The 17,139-nt window shown below is 69.9% G+C and carries 21 protein-coding genes; all 21 read right to left on the reverse strand.

The genetic code is table 11. The features are described 5' to 3' along the window. Positions 1-14 precede the first annotated feature (14 nt). The 21 genes from rpsH to EV188_RS28050 all read right to left on the reverse strand — a co-directional run bounded on the left by rpsH (position 15) and on the right by EV188_RS28050 (position 17,113). Positions 15-413, reverse strand: a complete 399-nt coding sequence (rpsH, locus tag EV188_RS27950; RefSeq protein WP_133829608.1) for a 30S ribosomal protein S8 — start codon at positions 411-413, stop codon at positions 15-17. A 241-nt stretch (positions 414-654) separates the two neighbouring features. Next, on the reverse strand, positions 655-840 hold the full coding sequence (locus EV188_RS27955; protein WP_133829609.1) for a type Z 30S ribosomal protein S14: 186 nt from the start codon (positions 838-840) through the stop codon (positions 655-657). A 1-nt stretch (position 841) separates the two neighbouring features. Continuing rightward, positions 842-1,414: a 50S ribosomal protein L5 gene (gene rplE / locus EV188_RS27960; protein WP_133829610.1), complete on the reverse strand. Its 573-nt coding sequence runs from the start codon at positions 1,412-1,414 to the stop codon at positions 842-844. Continuing rightward, entirely contained in the window at positions 1,411-1,734 is a 324-nt protein-coding gene (gene rplX / locus EV188_RS27965) for a 50S ribosomal protein L24 (protein ID WP_133829611.1), read from the reverse strand. Before rplX ends, rplE begins: the two co-directional genes overlap by 4 nt. Before the next feature lie 3 nt (positions 1,735-1,737). After that, positions 1,738-2,106 (reverse strand): 50S ribosomal protein L14, encoded by a 369-nt coding sequence (gene rplN, locus EV188_RS27970; RefSeq protein WP_133829612.1) that lies wholly within the window; start codon positions 2,104-2,106, stop codon positions 1,738-1,740. Between the two features lie 46 nt (positions 2,107-2,152). Beyond that, the gene (gene rpsQ / locus EV188_RS27975) at positions 2,153-2,491 is read right to left on the reverse strand and encodes a 30S ribosomal protein S17 (protein ID WP_279536776.1); all 339 of its coding nucleotides are present in this window, start codon (positions 2,489-2,491) and stop codon (positions 2,153-2,155) included. Further along, on the reverse strand, positions 2,488-2,724 hold the full coding sequence (gene rpmC, locus EV188_RS27980; protein ID WP_133829613.1) for a 50S ribosomal protein L29: 237 nt from the start codon (positions 2,722-2,724) through the stop codon (positions 2,488-2,490). The genes rpsQ and rpmC overlap by 4 nt, the downstream gene beginning before the upstream one ends. Further along, positions 2,724-3,140 carry a 50S ribosomal protein L16 gene (gene rplP / locus EV188_RS27985; RefSeq protein ID WP_133829614.1) on the reverse strand — a complete coding sequence of 139 codons (417 nt, stop codon included), beginning with the start codon at positions 3,138-3,140 and terminating at the stop codon, positions 2,724-2,726. Before rplP ends, rpmC begins: the two co-directional genes overlap by 1 nt. Before the next feature lie 3 nt (positions 3,141-3,143). Beyond that, entirely contained in the window at positions 3,144-4,010 is an 867-nt protein-coding gene (gene rpsC, locus EV188_RS27990) for a 30S ribosomal protein S3 (RefSeq protein ID WP_133829615.1), read from the reverse strand. Next, a complete protein-coding gene (rplV, locus tag EV188_RS27995; protein WP_133829616.1) occupies positions 4,010-4,429 on the reverse strand; it encodes a 50S ribosomal protein L22 in 420 nt (139 codons plus the stop codon). The genes rpsC and rplV overlap by 1 nt, the downstream gene beginning before the upstream one ends. Before the next feature lie 55 nt (positions 4,430-4,484). Then, positions 4,485-4,766 (reverse strand): 30S ribosomal protein S19, encoded by a 282-nt coding sequence (gene rpsS / locus EV188_RS28000; protein ID WP_133829617.1) that lies wholly within the window; start codon positions 4,764-4,766, stop codon positions 4,485-4,487. Between the two features lie 22 nt (positions 4,767-4,788). After that, positions 4,789-5,631 carry a 50S ribosomal protein L2 gene (gene rplB / locus EV188_RS28005; RefSeq protein ID WP_133829618.1) on the reverse strand — a complete coding sequence of 281 codons (843 nt, stop codon included), beginning with the start codon at positions 5,629-5,631 and terminating at the stop codon, positions 4,789-4,791. 3 nt (positions 5,632-5,634) lie between these two features. Further along, entirely contained in the window at positions 5,635-5,940 is a 306-nt protein-coding gene (rplW, locus tag EV188_RS28010) for a 50S ribosomal protein L23 (protein ID WP_133829619.1), read from the reverse strand. Continuing rightward, complete coding sequence (rplD, locus tag EV188_RS28015; RefSeq protein ID WP_133829692.1) at positions 5,937-6,584, reverse strand: 50S ribosomal protein L4; 648 nt, start codon at positions 6,582-6,584, stop codon at positions 5,937-5,939. The genes rplW and rplD overlap by 4 nt, the downstream gene beginning before the upstream one ends. 245 nt (positions 6,585-6,829) lie before the next feature. Then, positions 6,830-7,522, reverse strand: a complete 693-nt coding sequence (rplC, locus tag EV188_RS28020) for a 50S ribosomal protein L3 (protein WP_133829620.1) — start codon at positions 7,520-7,522, stop codon at positions 6,830-6,832. Positions 7,523-7,530: 8 nt separating this feature from the next. Beyond that, the gene (gene rpsJ, locus EV188_RS28025) at positions 7,531-7,836 is read right to left on the reverse strand and encodes a 30S ribosomal protein S10 (protein ID WP_116708461.1); all 306 of its coding nucleotides are present in this window, start codon (positions 7,834-7,836) and stop codon (positions 7,531-7,533) included. Positions 7,837-8,253: 417 nt separating this feature from the next. Continuing rightward, entirely contained in the window at positions 8,254-9,447 is a 1,194-nt protein-coding gene (gene tuf, locus EV188_RS28030) for an elongation factor Tu (protein WP_133829621.1), read from the reverse strand. 175 nt (positions 9,448-9,622) lie between these two features. Continuing rightward, positions 9,623-11,725, reverse strand: coding sequence for an elongation factor G (fusA, locus tag EV188_RS28035; protein ID WP_133829622.1), 2,103 nt, complete (start codon positions 11,723-11,725; stop codon positions 9,623-9,625). A 100-nt stretch (positions 11,726-11,825) separates the two neighbouring features. Further along, positions 11,826-12,296 carry a 30S ribosomal protein S7 gene (rpsG, locus tag EV188_RS28040; RefSeq protein WP_133829623.1) on the reverse strand — a complete coding sequence of 157 codons (471 nt, stop codon included), beginning with the start codon at positions 12,294-12,296 and terminating at the stop codon, positions 11,826-11,828. Position 12,297: 1 nt separating this feature from the next. Then, positions 12,298-12,672, reverse strand: coding sequence for a 30S ribosomal protein S12 (gene rpsL / locus EV188_RS28045; RefSeq protein WP_116708457.1), 375 nt, complete (start codon positions 12,670-12,672; stop codon positions 12,298-12,300). Positions 12,673-13,201: 529 nt separating this feature from the next. After that, a complete protein-coding gene (locus EV188_RS28050; protein ID WP_133829624.1) occupies positions 13,202-17,113 on the reverse strand; it encodes a DNA-directed RNA polymerase subunit beta' in 3,912 nt (1,303 codons plus the stop codon). Positions 17,114-17,139 lie beyond the last annotated feature (26 nt).

Below are 17,139 nucleotides of genomic sequence, written 5' to 3' on the forward strand. Positions count from 1 at the left end.
GGTTCCCCTCTCCGCTACCAGACGAAGGCGAGGACTTCCCCGCCCATCCGTCGCTGGTGGGCCTGCCGGTCGGTCAGGAGCCCGGACGACGTCGAGATGATCGCGACGCCGAGGCCGCCGAGCACCCGGGGGAGCTCGTTCGACTTCGCGTAGATCCGCAGGCCGGGCTTCGAGACCCGCTTGATGCCGGCGATGCTGCGCTCACGGTTCGGCCCGTACTTGAGGTCGACCACGAGGGACTTGCCCACGGTGGCGTCCTCGGTGCGGTACCCGGCGATGTAGCCCTGGTCGAGCAGGACCTGCGCCACGTGGGCCTTGAGCTTGCTGTGCGGCATGATCGCGCTCTCGTGGAACGCCGAGTTGGCGTTCCGGATGCGCGTCAGCATGTCCGCGATCGGGTCGGTCATCGTCATGACCAGGTCACCTTCCTCGCCGTGGTTCCCCGGGTGGCGCGCGTGCGCACGCTCCCGATGGCGGGCCTGCGGCGTGTGGAGCTGCTATCAGCGGTGGTACGGACGCGCGGCGCAACCGTGCCGTCGAGCAGGTGCTCGCGGTGGGCGACGCGCTGGATGAGACGCAGGAGCTCGGGGTCGATGGCCCCTTCGCCCGGGGCCTCGGGAGCCTCGGAGGTGTGCGCGGAGGTCTTCGCGGGGCTCACCAGGACGCCTTGCTCACGCCCGGGAGCTCGCCCCGGTGCGCCATCTCGCGCAGGCAGACCCGGCAGAGCCCGAACTTCCGCAGGACCGCGCGGGCGCGCCCGCAGCGGTTGCAGCGCGTGTAGCCGCGCACCTTGAACTTCGGCGTCTTCGCGGCCTTGTTGACCAGTGCCTTCTTCGCCATCTCAGTTCTCCCTGAACGGGAAGCCGAGCTGACGGAGCAGCGCCCGGCCCTCCTCGTCGGTCGTCGCGGAGGTGACCACGGTGATGTCCATCCCCCGCGGCCGGTCGATCGAGTCCTGGTCGATCTCGTGGAACATCGTCTGGTCCGAGAGACCGAACGTGTAGTTGCCGGACCCGTCGAACTGCTTCGGCGACAGCCCGCGGAAGTCGCGGATGCGCGGCAGGCCGATGGTCAGCAGCCGGTCGAGGAACTCCCACATGCGCGCGCCCCGCAGGGTCGCGCGGGCACCGATCGGCATGCCCTCGCGCAGCTTGAACTGCGCGATCGACTTGCGGGCCTTGCGGATCTCCGGCTTCTGGCCGGCGATGAGGGTGAGGTCGCGGACCGCGCCCTCCATCAGCTTCGAGTCACGCGCGGCCTCGCCGACGCCCATGTTCACGACGACCTTGACGACGCCGGGGATCAACATCGGGTTCGCGTACCCGAACTGCTCCGACAGGGCCGACTTGATCTCGTCGTGGTAGCGCTGCTGCAGCCGGGGACGGGTCGTCTCGGGAGCTTCGGTGGTGGTCACGAGAGGTCCTTCCCGCTGCGCCGCGAGATGCGCACGCGCTTCTGCTCGCTCTCGCCGCCCTCACGGGTCCCGACGCGGGTCGGCTTGCCGTCGGCGTCCACGACCATCACGTTCGAGACGTGGATCGGGGCCTCCTGCGTGACGATCCCGCCGCTCTGGGCACCGCGCTGGTTGGCGGACTGGGCCGTGTGCTTCTTGACCCGGCCGACGCCCTCGACGAGGACCTTGTCGCGGTCCGGGTAGGCCTGGATGACCTTGCCCTTCGCGCCCTTGTCCTTGCCGGCGATGACGACGACCGTGTCGCCCTTCTTGACCTTCATCTGCTACAGCACCTCCGGCGCGAGCGAGATGATCCGCATGAACCTCTTGTCGCGCAGCTCGCGGCCCACGGGGCCGAAGATGCGGGTCCCACGGGGCTCACGGTCGTTCTTGATGAGCACGGCGGCGTTCTCGTCGAACTTGATGTACGAGCCGTCCGGGCGGCGCTTCTCCTTGCGGGTGCGCACGATGACGGCCTTGACCACCTCGCCGCGCTTGACGCCGGCGGCCGGGATGGCTTCCTTCACCGTCGCCACGATGACGTCGCCGATGCCCGCGTAGCGGCGCGACGAGCCCCCGAGAACACGGATGCACAGGATCTCCCTGGCACCGGTGTTGTCGGCGACCCGCAGCCGCGACTCCTGCTGGATCACTGCTTCTTCTCCTGACCTGCCCGCACGAGCGGACGGTTTCTAGGGCTCACTTGGCCTTCTCGAGGATCTCGACGAGACGCCAGCGCTTCGTGGCCGAGAGCGGCCGGGTCTCCATGAGGAGGACGCGGTCGCCGGGGCCTGCGGTGTTGTTCTCGTCGTGCGCCTTGACCTTCTTCGTGCGCCGGATGACCTTCGAGTAGCGCGGGTGCTTCACCCGGTCCTCGAGGCTGACGACGATGGTCTTGGCCATCTTGTCCGAGACGACCAGGCCCTCGCGGGTCTTGCGGAGGCCGCGGTCGTCGTTCCGGTCGCCCGGCTTCTGCTCGGCGGGGGCGTCGGCCTTGACCTCGGACGCCACCTGCTCGCTGTCGGCGGCGCTGGTCATGCCGCTCCCTCCTCATCCGGGGCCACGGACAGGCCCAGCTCGCGCTCGCGCATCACGGTGTAGATCCGCGCGATGTCGTGCCGGACGGTCCGCAGCCGGCGGTTGTTGTCCAGCTGTCCGGTCGCCATCTGGAAGCGAAGGTTGAACAGCTCGGCCTTGGCCTCGCGGGCGCGGGCCACGAGCTCCTCGCTCGTGAGCTCGCGCAGCTCGCTGGCGGGGGTTCCGGCGGCCATCAGAAGGTCTCCTCACGGCTCACGATGCGGCAGCGCATCGGCAGCTTGTGCTGCGCGCGGCGCAGGGCCTCGCGGGCCGTGGCCTCGTTCGGGTAGCTCATCTCGAACATGACGCGGCCCGGCTTCACGTTCGCCACCCACTTCTCGGGCGAGCCCTTGCCGGAACCCATGCGGGTCTCGGCCGGCTTCTTGGTCAGCGGCCGGTCCGGGAAGATGTTGATCCACACCTTGCCGCCACGACGGATGTGCCGCGTGATGGCGATACGGGCGGACTCGATCTGCCGGTTGGTGACGTAGGCGTGCTCCAGGGCCTGGATGCCGTAGTCACCGAAGGACATCTGGGTGCCACCCTTGGCGGCGCCCGTCCGGTCCGGACGGTGCTGCTTGCGGTACTTGACCTTGCGGGGGATCAGCATGGCTCAGGACTCCGTCTGCGTGGTGGCCTCGGGGGCGGCACCGGCCGGCGCCCCACCCGTGCTGGCACCGGCGGCGGCCTGCTCCGCGGCGGCGCGCCCGGCCTCGGTGCTCGTCCCGGTCGTGCCGGACGAGCCCGAGCGGCGGCCACGCGGGCGGTCGTTCCCGCCGCCGCGGCCACGGCCGCCACGGGGGTCGCGGGTCGCGGCGTCGAGCGCGGCCTGGCGCTCCGACTCGCGCTTCCCGCCGACGACGTCGCCCTTGTAGATCCAGACCTTCACGCCGATGCGGCCGAAGTTGGTCCGGGCCTCGAACAGGCCGTAGTCGATCTCGGCGCGGAGCGTGTGCAGGGGCACGCGGCCCTCGCGGTAGAACTCCGAGCGCGACATCTCGGCGCCACCGAGCCGGCCGGAGCACTGCACCCGGATGCCCTTGACGCCCGGCGAGCGCATGGCCGACTGCATGGCCTTGCGCATCGCGCGGCGGAACGACACGCGGTTGGACAGCTGCTCGGCCACGCCCTGCGCGACGAGCTGCGCGTCCGCCTCGGCGCCCTTGACCTCGAGGATGTTCAGCTGGACCTGCTTGCCGGTCAGCTTCTCGAGGTTGCCGCGCAGGCGGTCGGCCTCGGCGCCGCGGCGGCCGATGACGATGCCGGGACGCGCGGTGTGGATGTCGACGCGGACGCGGTCGCGGGTGCGCTCGATCTCGACCTTGGAGATCCCGGCCCGCTCCATGCCCTTGGAGAGCATGCGGCGGATCTTGACGTCCTCCGCGACGTAGTCCGCGTACTGCTTGTCGGCGTACCAGCGCGACTTCCAGTCGGTGGTGATACCGAGGCGGAAGCCGTGCGGGTTGATCTTCTGGCCCATCAGCGGCCACTCCTCTTAGCGCGCGAACGGCCGCCCTGCGCCTGGGCCACCTCGGTCACCTCGACGTAGATGTGGCTGGTCCGCTTCCGGATGCGGTACGCCCGGCCCTGCGCGCGGGGCTGGAACCGCTTCATGGTCGGACCCTCGTCCACGGTGATCGTCGAGATCACCAGGTTCGTCGGGTCCAGGTCGACGTTGTTCTCGGCGTTGGCCACCGCACTGGCGACGACCTTGGCCACCGGGCCGGCCGCCTTCTGCTGCGCGAACTGCAGCACGGAGGCGGCCTGGCCGACCGGCATGCCGCGGACGAGGTCCACCACGCGGCGGACCTTCATCGGCGACATGCGCACGTAGCGCGCCCGCGCCACGGCACCGCGAGGGGCCGTGGCCGCGTCTGCGGCGTCGGCTGGTGCAGCCATCTGGGACGTACCTTCCTTGTCTCGGGCCATGAGGGATCCCGCGCTCCGCGTCGTCCTAGCGACGACGGGAGCGGCGGTCCTCCTTGATGTGCCCGCGGAACGTGCGGGTCGGGGCGAACTCGCCGAGCTTGTGCCCGACCATGGACTCCGAGACGAACACCGGGACGTGCTTGCGCCCGTCGTGGACGGCCAGCGTGTGGCCGATCATGTCCGGGATGATCGTCGACCGACGGGACCAGGTCCTGATGACGGTCTTGCGGTTGGCCTCGTTGAGCGCGTCCACCTTCTTGAGCAGGTGGTCGTCGACGAACGGGCCCTTCTTGAGACTGCGTGGCATCGCTTCGCTCCCTCCTGCTCCGTCAGCGCTTCTTCTTGCCCTTGCCGGTGCGGCGGCGACGCACGATCATGCGGTCGCTCTCCTTCCGGCCTCGGGTACGGCCCTCCGGCGTGCCGGCGGGGTTGACCGGGTGGCGACCACCCGAGGTCTTGCCCTCGCCACCGCCGTGCGGGTGGTCGACCGGGTTCATGACGACACCGCGGACGGTGGGGCGCTTGCCCCGCCAGCGGTTGCGGCCCGCCTTGCCCCAGTTGATGTTCGAGTGCTCGGCGTTGCCGACCTCGCCGATGCTGGCGCGGCAGCGGACGTCGACGTTGCGGATCTCGCCCGAAGGCATCCGCAGCTGGGCGTACGGCCCGTCCTTCGCGACCAGCTGGACGCGGGCGCCGGCCGAGCGGGCGATCTTCGCGCCGCCGCCGGGGCGGAGCTCGATCGCGTGGATCACCGTGCCGGTGGGGATGTTGCGCATCGGCAGGTTGTTGCCCGGCTTGATGTCGGCCTTGGGACCGGCCTCGATCGTGTCGCCCTGGTTCAGGCGCTCCGGCGCGATGATGTAGCGCTTCTCGCCGTCGGCGTAGTGCAGCAGGGCGATGCGGGCGCTGCGGTTCGGGTCGTACTCGATGTGCGCGACCTTGGCCGGCACGCCGTCCTTGTCGTGACGGCGGAAGTCGATGAGCCGGTACGCCCGCTTGTGGCCGCCGCCCTGGTGCCGGGTGGTGATGCGCCCGGTGACGTTGCGGCCGCCCTTGTTGTGCAGCGGGCGGATCAGCGACTTCTCGGGGTGGTCGCGCGTGATCTCGGCGAAGTCCGAGACGCTCGCGCCGCGCCGCCCGGAGGTCGTCGGCTTGTACCTACGGATTCCCATTGGTCAGCTCCCTGCCCCGGGCGCGCCGAACACGTCGATGGTCCGGCTCTCGGGCGTCACCGTCACGACAGCGCGCTTGGTGTCCTTGCGCTTGCCGAAGCCGCGGCGGGAGCGCTTGCGCTTGCCCTCGCGGTTCAGCGTGTTCACGCTGGCGACCTGCACGTCGAAGATCTGCTGGACGGCGATCTTGATCTGCGTCTTGTTCGCGTCCGGGCGCACCAGGAACGTGTACTGGCGCTCCTCGAGGAGCCCGTAGCTCTTCTCGGAGATGACCGGCGCGATGATCACGTCTCGCGGGTCGGCGATCACTTCTCGGCCTCCTGTCCACCCGCGGTGCGGGCGGCCACGAACGCCTCGAGCGCCGCGGTCGTGAAGACCACGTCATCGGCGCGCAGGACGTCGTAGGTGTTCAGCTGGTCCGGCGTGATCTGGTGCACCGCCGGCAGGTTGGCCACGCTGCGGCGGCCGGCCTCGTCGTCGCGGGTGATGACCGCGAGGACCAGGCGGTGGTCACGGCTCGGCGTCACGACGCCCTCGAGCGCGGTGCGCGCACCCTTGGTCGAGGGGGCGTCGCCGTCGACCAGCGCGGAGAAGACGTGGATGCGCTCGTGGCGGGCGCGGTCCGACAGCGCGCCGCGCAGGGCCGCCGCCTTCATCTTCTTCGGGGTCCGCTGGTCGTAGTCCCGCGGCGTGGGCCCGTGGACGGTGCCACCGCCGGCGAACTGCGGCGCGCGGACCGAGCCCTGGCGGGCGCGGCCGGTGCCCTTCTGGCGGTACGGCTTCTTGCCGCCGCCGCGGACCTCGCCGCGCGTCTTGGTGTCGTGCGTGCCCTGGCGGGCCGCCGCGAGCTGCGCGGTGACGACCTGGTGCATGAGCGCCGTGCTCGCCGGGGCGTCGAACAGCTGGCCCGGGAGCTCGGCGGTGCCGTCGGTGCCGCCCGCGGGCGTGTGCACCGAGACCGTGCGGGTCTCGCCGGTGCCGGCCGTGGCGTGGGCGTCGCGGCGCGCCTGACGGCGGGCCTCGCCCGCCGAGAAGCCGCTGCGGCGCGCGGTCTGCGAGGACGATGCCCGCAGCGTCGCGGTCGCGGCGGCCGTCGCCGAGGTCGCCGGGGACGAGACCTGCTCGCCGCCGTCGTGGCCCTCGGTGTCGGTCACGCCGGGGGTGTGTCCGTCGGCGGCCTTGGAGGAGTCGGGGGAGGTCACTGGTCACCGCCCTTCGCGGGGTCGACCTTGGCGGCCGAGGTGACGAGGACGAGGCCGCCGCGCGGGCCGGGAACGGCGCCGCGGATGAGCAGCAGACCCGCCTCGGCGTCGACGCCGTGCACGGTCAGGTTCTGGGTGGTGGTCTTGACGTTGCCCATGCGGCCGGCCATGCGCGTGCCCTTGAAGACGCGCGCCGGGGTGGCGCAGCCACCGATGGAGCCGGGCGAGCGGTGCTTGCGCTGCGTGCCGTGGCTGGCCCCGAGGCCGCCGAAGCCGTGGCGCTTCATGACACCGGCGGTGCCCTTGCCCTTGCTCGTGCCCGAGACGTCGACGACGGCACCGGCGGCGAACGCCTCCGCGGTGACCTCCTGGCCGACCTCGTAGTCGCTCGCGTCGCTCGTGCGGAGCTCGGCGAGGTGGCGCCGCGGGGTGACACCGGCCTTGGAGAAGTGGCCCGTCTCGGGCTTGTTCACCTTGCGCGGGTCGATGGCGCCGTAGGCGATCTGCACGGCGTTGTAGCCGTCGACCGAGGGCGTCCGCACCTGCGTGACGACGCAGGGGCCGGCCTTCACGACGGTCACCGGGACGATGCGGTTCGCCTCGTCGAAGACCTGGGTCATGCCGACCTTGGTGCCGAGGACGCCGCTCATCTTCCGCTCCGGCTTGGCCGGGGAGTGTGCTGCAGTCATCTCCGACCTCACTGGATGTTCACGTCGACGCTCGCCGGCAGGTCGATGCGCATGAGCGCGTCCACCGTCTTCGGCGTGGGGTCGACGATGTCGATCAGTCGCTTGTGCGTGCGCATCTCGAAGTGCTCGCGCGAGTCCTTGTACTTGTGCGGCGACCGGATGACGCAGTAGATGTTCTTCTCGGTCGGCAGCGGCACGGGCCCGACCACGGAGGCGCCGGTGCGCGTCACGGTCTCGACGATCTTGCGAGCCGACGCGTCGATCGCTTCGTGGTCGTAGGCCTTGAGCCGGATGCGGATCTTCTGTCCCGCCATGGTGGCTTTGCCGTTCCTCTTCTCGTCCCGTCGGGGGTGTGCACCCCCGGCGGCTGGCCAGGTTCTCGAGACGCCCCGGTGCTCGTGCCGGTCGGACTCCCACCCGAGCAGGACCGTCTCCGGTCCACGCGGTCGGGCGTGTCGAATCCGTCGGCAGGCTCCGCCGTGTGCTCACGCACGTCGGCGGCCCCGCGGACCCCGCGCTGTTCAACGTGTGTCCGTCCCGCACCCCTCACGGGGCGGCGGCACGGTGGACCCCCGGCTCGTCGCCGGCGGTCCGGGCCCACGGTGTGGCTCTCGGACCCCCGCTCACAGCAGGGCGGCCGACTCGATACCGCATGAGCCGACCGCCCTGTGCGAGCTAGGGAACCAGTGTCTCACGGGCGCTCGCGCGCCCGACCACCGGGGCCCCTCGTGCTACTTGCTGATCTTCGTGACCTGACCGGCGCCGACCGTCCGGCCACCCTCACGGATGGCGAACTGGAGGCCCTCCTCCATGGCGATCGGCTGGATCAGCTGGACGGACATCTCGGTGTTGTCACCGGGCATGACCATCTCGGTGCCCTCCGGGAGCGTCACGACGCCGGTGACGTCGGTCGTCCGGAAGTAGAACTGCGGGCGGTAGTTGTTGAAGAACGGCGTGTGCCGTCCGCCCTCGTCCTTGCCCAGGATGTAGACCTGGCCCTCGAACTCGGTGTGCGGGGTGATCGAGCCCGGCTTGCCGATGACCATGCCGCGCTCGACGTCCTCGCGCTTGATGCCGCGCAGGAGCAGACCGACGTTGTCGCCGGCGCGCCCCTCGTCGAGGAGCTTGCGGAACATCTCGATGCCCGTGGTGGTGGTCTTCGTCGACTTCGCGCGGATGCCGATGATCTCCACCTCCTCGTTCACCTTGACGATGCCGCGCTCGACGCGGCCGGTCACGACGGTGCCGCGGCCGGTGATGGTGAAGACGTCCTCGACGGGCATGAGGAACGGCTTGTCGGTGTCACGCTCCGGCGACGGGATGCTGTCGTCGACGGCGTCCATCAGCGACATGATCGCGTCGCCCCACTCGGCGTCGCCCTCGAGCGCCTTGAGCGCCGAGACGCGGACGACGGGGAGGTCGTCGCCGGGGAAGTCCTGCGAGGACAGGAGCTCGCGGACCTCCATCTCGACGAGCTCCATGATCTCCTCGTCGTCGACCATGTCCGCCTTGTTCAGCGCCACCACGATGTAGGGGACGCCGACCTGGCGGGCGAGCAGCACGTGCTCGCGGGTCTGCGGCATGGGGCCGTCGGTGGCGGCCACCACGAGGATGGCGCCGTCCATCTGGGCCGCGCCGGTGATCATGTTCTTGACGTAGTCGGCGTGCCCGGGGCAGTCGACGTGCGCGTAGTGGCGCTTCTCGGTCTGGTACTCGACGTGCGCGATCGAGATCGTGATGCCGCGCTGCCGCTCCTCGGGCGCCTTGTCGATCATGTCGAACGCCGACGCCTGGTTCAGCTGCGGGAACTTGTCGTGCAGCACCTTGGTGATCGCCGCGGTGAGCGTCGTCTTCCCGTGGTCGATGTGACCGATGGTGCCGATGTTGACGTGCGGCTTGGTCCGCTCGAACTTGGCCTTCGCCACTGCTCTCGTCCTCCTGGACTTTGTTCTCCCGCCCGTCCCTGGTGGTGGGACGGAACGGATGGTGCTCGTCGGTGGGTCCTGCCGTGTCTCGGAGGACCGAGAGGGCCGACACGAGGCTAGCGAAAGCCCCGCGACGGCCCGCGACCTGGTCCGCGACCGGGGTCACGGACCGGCCTCACTCGCCGGTCGCCTTCGCGATGATCTCCTTGGCCACGTTGGCCGGGACCTCCGCGTAGCGCTCGAACTGCATGGAGTAGTTCGCCCGGCCCTGGGTCCGCGACCGCAGGTCGCCGACGTAGCCGAACATCTCCGAGAGCGGGACGATCGCGCGCACGACGCGGCCGCCGGCCCGCTCCTCCATGGCCTGGATCTGGCCACGGCGGGAGTTGAGGTCGCCGATGACGTCGCCCATGTACTCCTCGGGCGTGTTCACCTCGACCGCCATCACCGGCTCGAGCAGCGCGGGGTCGGCCTTGCGGGCCGCCTCCTTGAGCGCCATCGAGCCGGCCACCTTGAACGCCATCTCCGACGAGTCGACCTCGTGGTACTGCCCGTCGAGCAGCGTCAGCTTGAGCCCGACCATCGGGTAGCCGGCCACGATGCCGTACTGCATCGCGTCCTGGGCGCCCTCGTCGACCGACGGGATGTACTCCCGCGGCACGCGGCCGCCGGTCACCTTGTTGGAGAACTCGTAGAGCGGGCCGTCGGCCGTCTTCTCGAGCGGCTCGAGCTTGATGATGACGCGGGCGAACTGCCCCGAGCCGCCGGTCTGCTTCTTGTGCGTGTACTCGTACTTCTCGACCGTCTGCCGGATGGTCTCGCGGTAGGCCACCTGCGGCTTGCCGATGTTGGCCTCGACCTTGAAGTCCGACTTCATCCGGTTGACCAGCACCTCGAGGTGGAGCTCGCCCATGCCCGAGATGATCGTCTGGCCGGTCTCGTCGTCGAGGTTGACCCGGAAGGTCGGGTCCTCGTCGGCGAGACGCTGGATGGCCGTCGAGAGCTTCTCCTGGTCGGCCTTCGACTTCGGCTCGACCGCGACGGAGATGACCGGCTCCGGGAAGGTCATCGACTCGAGGATCACCGGGTTCTGCGGGTCGCAGAGGGTGTCGCCCGTGGTCGTGTCCTTCAGGCCCACCACCGCGTAGATGTGGCCGGCGCGGGCCTCGTCGACCGGGTTCTCCTTGTTGGAGTGCATCTGCAGCAACTTGCCGATGCGCTCCTTCCGGTCCTTGGTCGAGTTGATGATCTGCGTGCCCTGGGCGAGCTTGCCCGAGTACACGCGGACGTAGGTCAGCTTCCCGTAGAACGGGTGCGCGGCGATCTTGAACGCGAGCGCGGAGAACGGCTCGTCGGTGCTCGCGTGGCGCTGCACCTCGGTCTCGCCGTCGAGCAGCGTGCCGTTCACGGCCGGGACGTCGGTCGGGGCCGGCAGGTACGCGATGACGGCGTCGAGCATGGGCTGCACGCCCTTGTTCTTGAACGCCGAGCCGCAGATGACCGGGTAGTAGTCGCCGGTGACCGTCACGGCGCGGATGCCGTGCTCGATCTCCTCGACCGTGAGCTCCTCGCCGGCGAAGTAGCGCTCCATGAGCGCCTCGTCGTTCTCGGCGATGGCCTCGAGGAGCGCCGTGCGGTACTCCTCGACCTCCTCGAGACGGTCGGCCGGGATCTCCTCGACCGCGTAGTCCTCGCCCTTGGAGACCTCGCCGCGCCAGGTCAGCGCACGCATGCGGACCAGGTCGATGACGCCGTAGAACTCCGATTCGGACCCCATCGGCAGCTGCAGGACCAGCGGCTTCGCGCCGAGGCGGTCCTTGATGGTCTGCACGGTGAAGTAGAAGTCCGCACCGAGCTTGTCCATCTTGTTGACGAAGCAGATGCGCGGCACGTTGTACGTGTCGGCCTGCCGCCACACCGTCTCGGACTGCGGCTCGACGCCCTCCTTGCCGTCGAAGACGGCGACGGCGCCGTCCAGGACGCGCAGCGAGCGCTCCACCTCGACCGTGAAGTCGACGTGGCCCGGCGTGTCGATGATGTTGATCTGGTGGTCTTTCCAGAAGCAGGTCGTCGCGGCGGACGTGATCGTGATGCCGCGCTTCTGCTCCTCCTCCATCCAGTCCATCGTGGCCGCGCCGTCGTGGACCTCACCGATCTTGTAGTTGATGCCGGTGTAGAACAGGACGCGTTCGGTCGTGGTCGTCTTGCCCGCGTCGATGTGGGCCATGATCCCGATGTTGCGGACCTTGCCCAGGTCGGTCAGCACGTCGCGTGCCACGAGATTCCTCTTCCCGTCGGTTCGTCGCCGCGGGTCCCGCGGCGGATGGGTCTCGACCCGTGGAGGGCCCGGGTGGTTCGCACCCGGGCGCTCCCCCGGATCACCAGCGGTAGTGCGCGAACGCCTTGTTCGACTCCGCCATCTTGTGCGTGTCCTCGCGACGCTTCACGGCGGCACCGAGGCCGTTCGAGGCGTCGAGGAGCTCGTTCGTCAGCCGCTCGATCATCGTCTTCTCGCGGCGGGCGCGGGAGTACGTGATGAGCCAGCGCAGGCCGAGCGTGGTCGAGCGGCCGGCGCGGACCTCGATCGGCACCTGGTAGGTCGCGCCACCGACGCGGCGGCTGCGGACCTCGAGGGCCGGCTTGACGTTGTCCAGCGCCCGCTTGAGCGTGACGACGGGGTCGGCGCCGTTGCGCTCGCGGCAGCCCTCCATCGCCCCGTAGACGATGCGCTCGGCCAGGGAGCGCTTGCCGTCGACGAGCACCTTGTTCACGAGCTGCGTCACGAGCGGCGACCCGTAGACCGGGTCGGCGACGAGCGGACGCTTCGGAGCGGGTCCCTTGCGCGGCATGTCAGCTCTTGTCCTTCTTCGTCCCGTAGCGGCTGCGGGCCTGCTTGCGGTTCTTGACCGCCTGCGTGTCCAGCGCGCCGCGAATGATCTTGTAGCGAACGCCCGGCAGGTCCTTCACGCGACCGCCGCGCACGAGCACGATCGAGTGCTCCTGCAGGTTGTGGCCCTCACCGGGGATGTAGGCCGTGACCTCGATGCCGTTCGAGAGCCGGACGCGCGCGACCTTCCGCAGCGCGGAGTTCGGCTTCTTGGGCGTGGTGGTGTAGACGCGCGTGCAGACGCCGCGGCGCTGCGGGCTCCCCTTGAGGGCCGCGGTCTTGGTCTTCTCGACCTTGTCCTCGCGGCCCCTGCGGACCAACTGCTGGATGGTGGGCATCGACCGGCTGTATCCGTTCCTCTGCTGCGCTCTGTTCGGGCTCGCTGCCCCGCGACACGGCACGCCTGCGGCGGGCCGTCCCGTCGTCGGGGGCGCCAGGGTCCTCGTCGTCCTCGGACCGGCGCACCACACATCCGGGGCACGCGGAGCGACCCGACCACGTCGGGCACTGGACACCAGAGTACGCGTGTGCCTGAGGGCACGTCGCAGCGGGTCGGATCAGGGTGCCGGACGCCGCGTTCAGCGGCCCGGCGACGCCGTCGGTGTCCTGCGCCGCGGCCCCTCGGACGTCCTCGACCGCCGACTGCTCGGCCATACCGACGCGGGGAACTGCACCGCGCCGACCGGACTGGAGGCGAGGATACCTGCGCGCACGCGACCCGCAACCCGCGCCCGCGCCGTGTCCCCGTGACCGGTGCAACGCCGCCCCGTGGCCGGCCATTCCCGGTGCCGTCCGGCCCCGCACACACGACAGAGGGCGCCCCCGCGGTCGCGGGGACGCCCTCCGGTGTCGCGTGGAACTACGAGGTCAGCGGAACTGCCCGAAGTCGTAGTCGTCGAGCGGCACGGCCGCACCCGTGCCGGAGCCGAAGACGTCCGGGGCGTAGTACCCGTCGTCGTAGCTCGGCAGGGCGTAGGCCGCCGCGCGGGCCTCCTCGGTCGGCTGGACCTGGATGTTCCGGTACCGGTTGATGCCGGTGCCGGCCGGGATCAGCTTGCCGATGATCACGTTCTCCTTCAGCCCCACGAGGCTGTCGGACTTCCCCTCGATCGCCGCGTTGGTCAGGATGCGCGTCGTCTCCTGGAAGGAGGCGGCGGACAGCCACGACTCGGTGGCCAGCGAGGCCTTCGTGATGCCCATGAGCACCGGGCGGGCCGCCGCCGGGTCGCCGCCCTCGGAGACCACCTTGCGGTTGGACGCCTCGAACTCGGCGCGGTCGACGACACCACCGGGCAGGAACTCGGTGGCGCCCGAGTCGATGATCGTCACCCGGCGGAGCATCTGCCGGACGATGACCTCGATGTGCTTGTCGTGGATGGACACACCCTGCGACCGGTACACCTTCTGCACCTGGTCGACGAGGTGCAGCTGCACCTCGCGGGGGCCCATCACGCGCAGGACCTCGTGCGGGTCGGCCGTGCCCTCGAGCAGCTGCTGCCCGACGCCGACGTGGTCGCCGTCCTGCAGCGGGCGCTCGGACCCGTCGACCGTGAGGGTCGCGAGCCGCTGGCGCTTGGACAGCTTGTCGTAGACGACCTCCTCGCTCCCGTCGTCCGGGATGAGGGTGATCTTCCAGAACTTGTCGCCGTCCTCGAGCTGGATGCGGCCGTCGACGTCCGCGATGGGCGCCTTGCCCTTCGGGACGCGGGCCTCGAAGAGCTCCTGCACACGCGGCAGACCCGTGGTGATGTCCTCACCCGCGACGCCACCGGTGTGGAAGGTGCGCATCGTGAGCTGCGTGCCGGGCTCACCGATCGACTGCGCGGCGACGATGCCGACCGCCTCGCCGACGTCGACGAGCTTGCCGGTCGCCAGCGAACGGCCGTAGCACATCGCGCAGACGCCCTGCGCCGAGTCGCAGGTCAGGACGCTGCGGACACGGACCTTGCCGACGCCGGCGCCCAGGAGGGCGTCGATCGCCTGCTGGCCGATGTCGGCGCCGCGGTCGAGCAGGACGGTGCCGGCGTCGTCGGTGACCGCCGAGGCCGCCGTCCGGGTGTAGACGCTGGTGTCGACGTGGATGTCGCGCACCAGAGTCCCGTTCGGGCCCTCCTCGCCGATCGGCATCGGGATGCCGCGCTCGGTGCCGCAGTCGATCTCGCGGACGATGACGTCCTGCGACACGTCGACGAGACGCCGGGTCAGGTAGCCCGAGTCGGCGGTGCGCAGCGCGGTGTCGGCGAGACCCTTGCGCGTGCCGTGGGTCGAGATGAAGTACTCGACCACCGAGAAGCCCTCGCGGAAGTTGGACTTGATCGGCCGCGGGATGAACTCACCCTTGGGGTTCGCGACCAGGCCCTTCATGCCCGCGAGCTGGCGCACCTGGGTCATGTTGCCGGCCGCGCCGGAGGCGACGATCCGCGAGATCGAGTTGTCCGCGGGGAAGTTGTCCTCCATCGCCTTGGCCACCTCCTCGGTGGCCTGGCCCCAGATGCGCACCATCTCGTCGTTGCGCTCCTGGTAGGAGAGCGCACCACGCTGGTAGCGCTTGTTGACCTGCTCCGCGCGGCCCTCGTACTCGTCGAGGATCTCCTGCTTGCGCGGGGGCACGACGACGTCGTCGATCGCGATCGTGACCCCGGAGCGCGTGGCCCAGTGGAAGCCGGCGTCCTTGAGCCGGTCCAGGGTCATCGCGACCTCGGTCATCGAGTAGCGCTCGGCCAGGTCGTTGATGATCGCGGCCTGGCGCTTCTTCGGGAGCTGGTCGTTGACGAAGGGGTAGTCCTCCGGCAGCAGCTCGTTGAAGAGCACGCGACCCAGGGTGGTGTTGGCGAGCCACGGCTTGCCGGGCTCGTACTCCCCGTTGGTCATCCCCGGGCCGGGCACGACCGTGCCGTCGACGCGGATCCGGCACGGCGCCTGCAGGTCGAGCGACCCCAGGTCGTAGGCCATGATCGCCTCGGCGGGCGACGAGAACGCCTGGCCCTCGCCCGTGGTGCCCTCGCGGCGCTGGGTCAGGTAGTACAGACCCGTCACCATGTCGAGGCGGGGCATGGCCAGCGGCTTGCCCGACGCCGGCGACAGGATGTTGTTCGCCGAGAGCATGAGGATGCGGGCCTCGGCCTGCGCCTCGGCGGACAGCGGCAGGTGGACCGCCATCTGGTCACCGTCGAAGTCGGCGTTGAACGCCTCGCAGACCAGCGGGTGCAGCTGGATCGCCTTGCCCTCGACCAGCTGCGGCTCGAAGGCCTGGATGCCGAGGCGGTGCAGCGTGGGCGCCCGGTTCAGCATCACCGGGTGCTCGTTGATGACCTCCTCGAGCACGTCCCAGACCTGGCCGCGCTGACGCTCGACCATCCGCTTCGCGGACTTGATGTTCTGGGCGTGGTTGAGGTCGACCAGCCGCTTCATGACGAACGGCTTGAACAGCTCGAGCGCCATCTGCTTGGGCAGGCCGCACTGGTGCAGCTTGAGCTGCGGGCCGACGACGATGACCGAACGGCCGGAGTAGTCGACGCGCTTGCCGAGCAGGTTCTGGCGGAACCGGCCCTGCTTGCCCTTGAGCAGGTCGGACAGCGACTTCAGCGGGCGGTTGCCCGGGCCGGTGACCGGCCGGCCGCGGCGGCCGTTGTCGAACAGCGCGTCGACGGCCTCCTGCAGCATCCGCTTCTCGTTGTTGACGATGATCTCGGGCGCGCCGAGGTCGATCAGTCGCTTGAGGCGGTTGTTGCGGTTGATGACCCGGCGGTACAGGTCGTTGAGGTCCGACGTCGCGAAGCGGCCACCGTCGAGCTGCACCATCGGGCGCAGGTCCGGCGGGATGACCGGGACGCAGTCGAGCACCATGCCGGTGGGACGGTTGCCCGTGGCCTGGAACGCCGCGACGACCTTGAGCCGCTTGAGTGCGCGCAGCTTGCGCTGCCCCTTGCCGCTGCGGATGGTCTCGCGGAGGTTGTCGGCCTCGGCGTCGATGTCGAAGGTCTCCAGGAGCTTCTGGATCGCCTCGGCACCCATGGCGCCGGTGAAGTAGTCCGCGTAGCGGTCGTAGAGCTCGCGGTAGAGCGTCTCGTCCGAGATCAGCTGGCCACGGTCGAGCTTGGTGAACGTGGTCCAGACCTCGTCCAGGCGGTCGATCTCGCGCTGCGCACGGTCGCGCAGCTGGCGCATCTCGCGCTCGCCGCCCTCCTTGACCTTGCGGCGGACGTCGGACTTCGCGCCCTCGGCCTCGAGCTCGGCGATGTCGCTCTCGAGCTTCTGCGCGCGGGCCTCGAGGTCGTTGTCGCGCTGGGTCTCGAGGCGCTTGCGCTCCCCCGAGATCTCGTTCTCCAGCGTCGACTGGTCGTTGTGCCGCTGCTCGGTGTTCACCTCGGTGATCACGTAGGCAGCGAAGTAGATGATCTTCTCGAGGTCCTTGGGCGCCAGGTCCAGCAGGTAGCCCAGGCGCGAGGGGACGCCCTTGAAGTACCAGATGTGCGTGACCGGCGCGGCCAGCTCGATGTGGCCCATGCGCTCGCGGCGCACCTTGGCCCGGGTCACCTCGACGCCGCAGCGCTCACAGATGATGCCCTTGAAGCGGACGCGCTTGTACTTGCCGCAGTAGCACTCCCAGTCCCGAGTGGGGCCGAAGATCTTCTCGCAGAAGAGGCCGTCCTTCTCGGGCTTGAGCGTGCGGTAGTTGATGGTCTCGGGCTTCTTGACCTCGCCGAAGGACCACTGGCGGATGTCGTCGGCGGTGGCCAGACCGATCCGCAGCTCGTCGAAGAAGTTGACGTCGAGCAAAGGTTCTCCCCTGGATGGGTGAGCTG

The organism is Actinomycetospora succinea (assembly GCF_004363095.1).
GTDB classification, from domain to species: domain Bacteria; phylum Actinomycetota; class Actinomycetes; order Mycobacteriales; family Pseudonocardiaceae; genus Actinomycetospora; species Actinomycetospora succinea.